This window comes from Streptomyces sp. NPDC046308, assembly GCF_055588065.1.
Genome location: NZ_JBVJFB010000007.1, coordinates 251,384 through 260,084, shown reverse-complemented (window position 1 = coordinate 260,084; position 8,701 = coordinate 251,384). Strand labels below are relative to the sequence as shown.

The 8,701-nt window shown below is 71.9% G+C and carries 8 protein-coding genes; 7 read left to right on the top strand and 1 reads right to left on the bottom strand.

All coding sequences use genetic code 11. The annotated features are described in order from the left end of the window. Window positions 1–113: 113 nt before the first annotated feature. The gene (locus ACZ6JT_RS27185) at window positions 114–491 is read right to left on the bottom strand and encodes a DUF1844 domain-containing protein (RefSeq protein WP_469213645.1); all 378 of its coding nucleotides are present in this window, start codon (window positions 489–491) and stop codon (window positions 114–116) included. A gap of 325 nt (window positions 492–816) precedes the next feature. Here ACZ6JT_RS27185 and infC point away from each other — a divergent pair, with 325 nt between their 5' ends. The 7 genes from infC to pheT all read left to right on the top strand — a co-directional run bounded on the left by infC (window position 817) and on the right by pheT (window position 8,686). After that, the gene (gene infC / locus ACZ6JT_RS27180; protein WP_037805393.1) at window positions 817–1,536 is read left to right on the top strand and encodes a translation initiation factor IF-3; all 720 of its coding nucleotides are present in this window, start codon (window positions 817–819) and stop codon (window positions 1,534–1,536) included. 104 nt (window positions 1,537–1,640) lie between these two features. After that, complete coding sequence (rpmI, locus tag ACZ6JT_RS27175) at window positions 1,641–1,835, top strand: 50S ribosomal protein L35 (RefSeq protein ID WP_030012385.1); 195 nt, start codon at window positions 1,641–1,643, stop codon at window positions 1,833–1,835. 101 nt (window positions 1,836–1,936) lie between these two features. Beyond that, the gene (rplT, locus tag ACZ6JT_RS27170; RefSeq protein ID WP_007263143.1) at window positions 1,937–2,323 is read left to right on the top strand and encodes a 50S ribosomal protein L20; all 387 of its coding nucleotides are present in this window, start codon (window positions 1,937–1,939) and stop codon (window positions 2,321–2,323) included. 192 nt (window positions 2,324–2,515) lie between these two features. After that, window positions 2,516–3,376: a TrmH family RNA methyltransferase gene (locus ACZ6JT_RS27165; RefSeq protein WP_469213914.1), complete on the top strand. Its 861-nt coding sequence runs from the start codon at window positions 2,516–2,518 to the stop codon at window positions 3,374–3,376. Between the two features lie 427 nt (window positions 3,377–3,803). Continuing rightward, the gene (locus ACZ6JT_RS27160; protein WP_469213912.1) at window positions 3,804–4,880 is read left to right on the top strand and encodes a sensor histidine kinase; all 1,077 of its coding nucleotides are present in this window, start codon (window positions 3,804–3,806) and stop codon (window positions 4,878–4,880) included. 150 nt (window positions 4,881–5,030) lie between these two features. Then, window positions 5,031–6,158: a phenylalanine--tRNA ligase subunit alpha gene (gene pheS / locus ACZ6JT_RS27155; protein WP_030706150.1), complete on the top strand. Its 1,128-nt coding sequence runs from the start codon at window positions 5,031–5,033 to the stop codon at window positions 6,156–6,158. Next, complete coding sequence (gene pheT / locus ACZ6JT_RS27150) at window positions 6,158–8,686, top strand: phenylalanine--tRNA ligase subunit beta (RefSeq protein ID WP_469213643.1); 2,529 nt, start codon at window positions 6,158–6,160, stop codon at window positions 8,684–8,686. Before pheS ends, pheT begins: the two co-directional genes overlap by 1 nt. Window positions 8,687–8,701 lie beyond the last annotated feature (15 nt).

Here is an 8,701-nt window from a genome sequence, read left to right as displayed (position 1 = left end):
CAGAAAAAAAGAAAGAAAAAAAAGAAAAAACCACCCCCCCACCCACCCCCCCCCCCCCCCCCCCCCCCCCCCCCTCTCCTCTTCTCGTGTGCTTACGCGCCGTACGCGTGCGATCAGGCGAAGACGGGACCCGTGAACTTCTCGCCCGGGCCCTGGCCCGGCTCGTCCGGGACGATCGAGGCCTCGCGGAAGGCCAGCTGGAGCGACTTCAGGCCGTCGCGGAGCGGGGCGGCGTGGAAGGAGCTGATCTCGGTGGCGCTCGCGGTGACCAGGCCGGCCAGGGCCGTGATCAGCTTGCGGGCCTCGTCGAGGTCCTTGTGCTCGGAGTCCGGCTTGTCCAGGCCCAGATTGACCGCCGCGGCGCTCAGCAGGTGCACGGCCACCGTGGTGATCACCTCGACGGCGGGCACGTCCGCGATGTCGCGGGTCATGGCGTCGTAGTCGGGGGCGCCGTCGGCAGCGGGGTCGGTGGGGGGTGTCGCGTCAGTCATGAGCCCCACGATATGCCGTGCGGCGGGCTTGCAACGCGGGTGCTAGTATGTACATCGACCGGCCGGACACTTCTGTGCCCGGCCCACAAGTGGAGGCTCCGTTTCTCCCACCTGACCGTCCTCCGGGGCGGCGGGTCACCGGTCAGGCGGCATCCATCGTTCCGTACGGACGATGGAAAGCTGCCCGAGTCTACGCCCCGCGGTTCGCACGCGACGGTGTTCCGGTTGTATTGGAGCCCCTGCCTGTGCCCGGCGGGGCTTTTTTGGTTTCCCGCTGTGGTCGGTCTGACGGAAATACACGTCAGCGGCTGTCTGCCAGGCAGTCGTGTGGTGCTACCGAGGAGGATCCATCAGCACCGAGCCCCGCATCAACGACCGGATTCGCGTTCCCGAGGTACGGCTTGTCGGTCCCAGCGGCGAGCAGGTCGGCATCGTGCCGCTTGCCAAGGCGCTTGAGCTCGCGCAGGAGTACGACCTCGACCTGGTCGAGGTCGCGGCGTCCGCACGCCCGCCGGTCTGCAAGCTCATGGACTACGGCAAGTTCAAGTACGAGTCGGCCATGAAGGCCCGTGAGGCGCGCAAGAACCAGGCGCACACGGTCATCAAGGAAATGAAGCTCCGGCCGAAGATCGACCCGCACGACTATGACACCAAGAAGGGTCACGTCGTTCGGTTCCTCAAGCAGGGCGACAAGGTCAAGATCACGATCATGTTCCGTGGTCGCGAGCAGTCCCGGCCGGAACTCGGCTACCGACTGCTGCAGCGTCTCGCCTCGGACGTCGAGGACCTCGGGTTCATCGAGTCGAACCCGAAGCAGGACGGCCGAAACATGATCATGGTCCTCGGTCCGCACAAGAAGAAGACCGAGGCGATGGCCGAAGCCCGCGAGGCGCAGGCCGCCCGCAAGGCCGAGCGCCAGGGTGTCGCCCACGCCGACGACGAGGCTCCTTCCGAGGACGCCGCCGTCGAGGTCGAGGAGACCACCGAGGTCGCCTCCGCCGACGTCACCGAGGCCCCCGCCGACGAGACGAACGCCGAGGCCTGATCCCGAGGCAGCCCGTCTCGGATCACCGACACAACATGACGCTCCCGCGAGCCGGTCCCGCAACGGACCGGTGGGAGCGCCACCGACGAGGAGATAACGGCGCCATGCCGAAGAACAAGACGCACAGCGGTACCAAGAAGCGCTTCAAGGTCACCGGCTCCGGCAAGGTGCTCCGCGAGCGCGCCGGCAAGCGCCACCTGCTCGAGCACAAGTCGTCCCGTGTCACCCGCCGCCTCACCGGCAACGCGGAGATGGCCCCCGGCGACGCCGCGAAGATCAAGAAGCTTCTCGGCATCTGATGTCCTCCGCTCCCCTCGGGGGAGCGGGACGTCAAGACCGGGACCCCATCGAATTCGGGCCGTGTGAAGACACCCACGGCCCCGCTACAAGGAGTTAAAAAGTGGCACGCGTCAAGCGGGCAGTAAACGCCCACAAGAAGCGCCGGGCAATCCTCGAGGCGGCCTCCGGCTACCGCGGTCAGCGTTCGCGCCTGTACCGCAAGGCCAAGGAGCAGGTCACCCACTCGCTGGTCTACAACTTCAACGACCGCAAGAAGCGCAAGGGCGACTTCCGTCAGCTGTGGATCCAGCGCATCAACGCCGCTGCCCGCCAGAACGGCATGACGTACAACCGCCTCATCCAGGGTCTGAAGGCCGCCAACATCGAGGTGGACCGCAAGATCCTCGCCGAGCTGGCCGTCAATGACGCCAACGCGTTCGCCGCGCTGGTCGAGGTCGCGCAGAAGGCGCTTCCGGCCGACGTCAACGCCCCCAAGGCCGCTGCGTAAGGCCTGGCCGGCCGCGTAAGCAGTCGGCACTCTCGGACCCGCAGGCGATTCGCCTGCGGGTCCGAGTGCTTTCCCCGCACCGCAGGGGCGCACCGCCCGCACCGCCCGCACCGCCCGCGCCTGTGGGCTCCGTACCGCCCGCGCCCGTGCGCCCCGCACCCCCGAGAGAGAACCGCAGAGACCATGGCTGACCTGGGTCACCCCGCCGAGCTGATCTCCCCCCGATCCCCGCGGGTGGCCGCCGCCAGGCGTCTGGCGCGGCGCAACTTCCGCACCAAGGAGCGCCGGTTCATCGCCGAGGGCCCGCAGGCCGTCCGTGAGGCCGTCGAGCACCGCGGACCCACCGGCGCGTCGACCCTCATCGAGCTGTTCGCCACCGTCGAGGCCGCCGAGCGCTACGCCGAGATCATCGACGCCGCCCTGGACGCCGGTGCCCGCGTCCACTACGCCTCCGACGAGGTGCTCGCGGAGGTCTCGCAGACCGTCACCCCGCAGGGCCTCGTCGGCGTCTGCCACTTCCTGGACTCCCCCTTCGAGGAGATCCTGAAGTCCGGGCCCCGGCTCGTCGCCGTCCTCGCGCACGTCCGCGACCCCGGCAACGCCGGTACGGTGCTGCGCTGCGCGGACGCCGCCGGCGCCGACGCGGTGGTGCTCACCGACGCCTCCGTGGACCTCTACAACCCCAAGTCCGTACGGGCCTCCGTGGGCTCCCTCTTCCACCTCCCGGTCGCGGTCGGCGTCCCGGTGGAGCAGGCCGTCGAGGGCCTGCGGGCGGCCGGCGTACGGATCCTCGCGGCCGACGGCGCGGGCGAGGACGACCTCGACGCCGAGCTGGACGCGGGCACCATGGGCGGGCCCTCGGCATGGGTCTTCGGCAACGAGGCCTGGGGTCTGCCCGAGGAGACGAGGGCCTTGGCGGACGCCGTGGTGCGGGTCCCGATCCACGGGAAGGCGGAGAGCCTGAACCTGGCGACGGCCGCCGCCGTGTGCCTCTACGCGTCCGCGCGTGCACAGCGGGCGCCCGGAGGGTGCCGCTCCGTGACCCCCAGCTAGTAATGTGGCGGCCCGGGGGCCCACTGCGCTACTCGGAGATGTGGGGTACGGGGACATGACCGTCGGTACGAACAGCTCACCGGGGGCCGGCACGACGGCCGGTCCACCGGTGCCGGCCGGACCCGGCGGCGCCCAGGTCCCGCCGCGGGCCGACGCCCTCGCCGGCGTGCCGCCGCAGGCTCCGGCCGACGCCCTCGCCGGCGTGCCGCCGCAGGCTCCGGCCGACGCCCTCGCCGGCGTCCCGCCGCAGGCTCCGGCGGGTGCCCGTCCGGGCGGGCCCCAGGACACCGGCACCCGCGCCGACGCCGGATCCCCGGGGCGCGCCGCACGCGCCCGGCGCTCCCTATCGCCGCAGGCCGGCTCCCCGGCCCCCGCGGTCCGCACGACGGCCGGGGCGGCAGGGACGGCCGGGACGGCGGCGGCCGGGGTGTCTCCGGACGGTGAAGCCCCCGGCGAGGGGCCCGGCTTCGGGATCGACCCTGACAGCCTCCCCGACGGGCTCGTCGTCGCCGACCACACCGGCCGCGTCATCTGCTTCAACCGGGCCGCCGCCCGGATGACCGCCACCGACCCCGCCCAGGCCCTCGGCACCCGCATCGACCGCGCGCTCCCGCTGGAGGACCTCGAAGGCCGCCGCTGGTGGGCGCTGACCGACCCCTACGGTGGCCTCGCCACCCGCCGCGGACAGCCCGAGCGGAACCTGCTGCTCCCCGGCGGCCGCGAGGTGCTGGTCTCCGCCAGCTACGTCCGCACCCACCCCACCGGCCCGCTGCGCCGCCTCGTGGTCACCCTGCGGGGCACCGAGGCGCGCCGCCGCACCGAGCGCAGCCACGCCGAGCTGATCGCCACCGTCGCGCACGAGCTGCGCTCCCCGCTGACCTCGGTCAAGGGGTTCACCGCCACCCTGCTCGCCAAGTGGGAACGGTTCACCGACGACCAGAAGCGGCTGATGCTGGAGACGGTCGACGCCGACGCCAACCGTGTCACCCGGCTGATCGCCGAACTCCTCGACATCTCCCGCATCGACTCCGGCCGGCTGGAGGTGCGCCGCCAGCCCGTCGACATCGCCACCGCCGTCGGCCGTCACGTACAGGCGCTCACCGCGAACGGGCAGGCCCCGGAGCGGTTCCTCGTGAGCGTCAGCCGTCCGCTCCCCGATCTGTGGGCCGATCCGGACAAGATCGACCAGATCCTCGGCAACCTCCTCGAAAATGCGGTGCGCCACGGAGAGGGAACGGTCACCATCGGGGTATCGCCGCATGAGAAGGGAACCGCCGTCACCGTGTCCGACGAAGGCCCCGGGATCCCCGAGGAGTCGATGGGCCGCGTCTTCACCCGCTTCTGGCGGGGGAGCAAGCGCGGCGGCACCGGCCTGGGCCTGTACATCGTCAAGGGCATCGTGGAGGCCCACGGCGGCACCATCACGGTCGGCCGCGGCCCCGGCGGCGGCGCCGAGTTCCGATTTATCCTGCCCGTGAGCGCCCCGGCGTACCTCACGCAGTAGTCCTGCCGAGCGTCTCGCCGGACGGCCCACGGGCTCCTTCACCCCCAGCGACCTTTAGACTCGTCCTTTGGCACCTTTGTGTCTCTGTGTCGACCGGTCTGATCGCGCCGTACGGGGACCACCAGCCAGCCATCGGAAGTACGGGAAGAGATGTCGGCACCGAACAAGTCGTACGACCCTGTCGAGGTCGAGGCACTGAAACCGGAAGAGATCGAGCGCATGCGGGACGAGGCGCTCGCCGCCTTCGCGTCCGCCGGCGACCTCGACGCGCTGCGTGAGGCGAAGACCGCGCACATGGGCGACCGCTCGCCCCTGGCGCTCGCCAACCGCGAGATCGGCGCGCTGCCCCCGCAGGCCAAGGCCGAGGCGGGCAAGCGCGTGGGCCAGGCCCGCGGCGCCGTGAACAAGGCCTTCGGGGCCCGCACCGTCGAGCTCGAAGCCGAGCGCGACGAGCGGGTGCTGGTCGAGGAGGCCGTGGACGTCACGCTGCCCTACGACCGCGTCCCCGCCGGCGCCCGGCACCCCCTGACCACGCTGATGGACCGCATCGCGGACATCTTCGTGGCCATGGGGTACGAGGTCGCCGAGGGGCCCGAGGTCGAGGCGGAGTGGTTCAACTTCGACGCCCTCAACTTCACGCCCGACCACCCGGCGCGCCAGATGCAGGACACCTTCTTCGTCCGGGGCCCCGAGGGCACCGAGGGCGACGAGTCCGGTGTCGTCCTGCGCACCCACACCTCCCCGGTGCAGGCGCGCTCGCTGCTGGAGCGCAAGCCCCCCGTCTACATCGTCTGCCCGGGCCGGGTGTACCGCACCGACGAGCTCGACGCGACGCACACCCCGGTCTTCCACCAGGTCGAGCTGCTCGCCGTGGACGAGGGCCTCACCATGGCGGACCTGAAGGGCACCATGGACCACATGGTCCAGGAGCTGTTCGGCGAGGGCACGACCACGCGCCTGCGTCCGCACTTCTTCCCCTTCACCGAGCCGTCCGCCGAGATGGACATGCAGTGCTACGTGTGCCGCGGCGAGTCGGTGGGCAACCCCGACCGCCCCTGCCGTACCTGCTCCAGCGAGGGCTGGATCGAGCTCGGCGGCTGCGGCATGGTCAACCCCAAGGTGCTCGTCGCCTGCGGTGTGGACCCCGAGAAGTACAGCGGGTTCGCCTTCGGGTTCGGCATCGAGCGGATGCTGATGTTCCGTCACAACGTCGAAGACATGCGAGACATGGTCGAGGGTGACGTTCGCTTCACCCGGCCGTTCGGGAGTGAGATCTGATGCGCGTCCCGCTTTCCTGGCTGCGGGAGTACGTCGACCTGCCCGCGGGCGAGACCGGCCGCGACGTGGCGGCGAAGCTCGTCGACGCCGGCCTCGAGGTCGAGACCGTCGAGCAGCTCGGCGCTGGCCTCAAGGGCCCCCTCGTCGTCGGCCAGGTGCTGACCATCGAGGAGCTCGAGGGCTTCCGCAAGTCGATCCGCTTCTGCACGGTCGACGTCGGCCAGGCCAACGGCACCGGCGAACCGCAGGAGATCGTCTGCGGCGCCCGGAACTTCTCCGTCGGCGACAAGGTCGTCGTGGTCCTGCCCGGCGCCGTGCTGCCCGGCGACTTCGCGATCGCCTCGCGCAAGACGTACGGCCGCACCTCGCACGGCATGATCTGCTCCGGCGACGAGCTGGGCATGGGCGACGACGGCACGCACGGCATCATCGTGCTGCCGCCCGAGCACGAGGTCGGCACCGACGCGATCGAGCTGCTCCAGCTCGTCGACGAGGTCCTCGACATCGACATCACCCCGGACCGCGGCTACTGCATGTCCATGCGCGGTGTCGCCCGCGAGGCGGCCACCGCCTACGGCCTGCCGCTGCGCGACCCGGCGCTGCTCGACGTGCCCCAGCCGAACTCGTACGGCTACCCCGTCACGATCGACGACCCGGCCGGCTGCGACCGCTTCACCGCCCGCACGGTGACCGGTCTCGACCCCGAGGCGCGCTCCCCGATCTGGCTGACCCGCCGCCTGCAGAAGGCGGGCATGCGCCCGATCTCGCTCGCCGTCGACATCACCAACTACGTGATGCTCGAGCTGGGCCAGCCGCTGCACGCCTACGACCGCTCCAGCATCGAGGGCACCATCGGTGTCCGCCGTGCCGAGCAGGGCGAGAAGTTCACCACCCTCGACGGGGTCAAGCGCACGCTCGACGCCGAGGACCTGGTGATCACCGACAACAGCGGCCCGATCGGGCTCGCCGGTGTCATGGGCGGCGCCAACACCGAGATCGCCGACTCCGTCACCGACCCCGAGACCGGCCAGGTCACCGGGACCACCGACGTGGTCATCGAGGCCGCGCACTTCGACTCCGTGTCGATCTCGCGCACCGCCCGCCGCATGAAGCTCTCCTCCGAGGCCTCCAAGCGCTTCGAGCGGGGCGTCGACCCGCAGGCCGCTGCCGCGGCCGCGCAGCGGACCGTCGACCTGCTCGTGCTCCTCGCGGGCGGCACCGCCGAGGCGGGCGTCACCGAGGTCGTCGCCCCGGGCGCGCCGCGCACCATCGCCATGCCCGCGGACCACCCGGACCGCGTCGCGGGCATGGAGTACGGCCGCGAGACCGTCGTGCGCCGCCTCCAGGAGATCGGCTGCGACGTCTACGGCCAGGACGAGCTCGTCGTCACCGTCCCCTCGTGGCGGCCCGACCTCGCCGCGCCCAACGACCTCGCCGAAGAGGTCATCCGGCTGGAGGGCTACGGGAACCTCCCGTCGACCCTCCCGCAGGTGCCCTCCGGCCGCGGTCTGACCGCCCGGCAGCAGCTGCACCGCCGGGTCGGCCGCGCGCTGGCCGGCGCGGGCTACGTCGAGGCGCTGAGCTACCCCTTCATCGGCGAGGGCGTCTTCGACCAGCTCCAGCTCCCGGCGCACGACGCGTCGCGCCAGGTGGTCAGGCTCGTCAACCCGATCTCCGACGAGGAGCCGGCGCTGCGCACCACGCTGCTGCCGGGTCTGCTCGGCGCGCTGCGCCGCAACGACAGCCGGGGCAGCCACGACCTCGCGCTCTTCGAGACCGGTTCGGTCTTCCGGGCCGCCGCGCAGCCGGGCGTCGCCGTACGGCTGCCCGTCGACCGGCGTCCCACGGACGAGGAGATCGCCACCCTGAACGCGGCCCTGCCGGCGCAGCCGCGGTACGCCGCGGTCGTGCTGGCCGGTGCGCGCGAGCAGGGCGGTTGGTGGGGCAAGGGCCGTCCGGCCGACTGGGCGGACGCGGTCCAGGCCGCCCGCACGCTGGCCGTCGAGGCCGGCACGGAGCTCGTCGTCCGCCAGGGCCAGTACGGCCCCTGGCACCCGGGCCGCTGCGCCGAGCTCGTCGTCACCCTCGACGGCGTCGAGCAGGTCATCGGCCACGCCGGCGAACTGCACCCGCGCGTGGTCAAGGCGATGGGCCTGCCGGCCCGCACCAGCGCCATGGAGCTCGACCTGGACCGCCTCGCGGCGGCCGGCGGCGAGGCCCTGCAGGCGCCCCGGATCTCCACCTTCCCGGTGGCGACCCAGGACGTCGCGCTGATCGTGGACGCGTCGGTTCCGGCGTCCTCCGTGGAGGCCGCGCTGCGCAAGGGCGCGGGCGAACTCCTGGAGTCGCTGCGGCTGTTCGACGTGTTCACCGGTGAGCAGGTCGGCGAGGGCAAGAAGTCCCTGGCGTACGCGCTGCGCTTCCGCGCGACCGACCGGACGCTGACCGCCGAGGAGTCCACGGCCGCGCGCGACGCGGCGGTGGCGCTGGCGGGCGAGCGGACCGGGGCGGTGCTCCGGGGCGCGTAGCCGCACCCGCGCAAG

Bases quoted from the DNA above. Each gene is read 5' to 3' on its own strand.
- pheT (WP_469213643.1), top strand. From the start codon at position 6,158: ATGCGCGTCCCGCTTTCCTGGCTGCGGGAGTACGTCGACCTGCCCGCG.
- ACZ6JT_RS27185 (WP_469213645.1), bottom strand. From the start codon at position 491: ATGACTGACGCGACACCCCCCACCGACCCCGCTGCCGACGGCGCCCCC.
- rpmI (WP_030012385.1), top strand. From the start codon at position 1,641: ATGCCGAAGAACAAGACGCACAGCGGTACCAAGAAGCGCTTCAAGGTC.
- pheS (WP_030706150.1), top strand. From the start codon at position 5,031: ATGTCGGCACCGAACAAGTCGTACGACCCTGTCGAGGTCGAGGCACTG.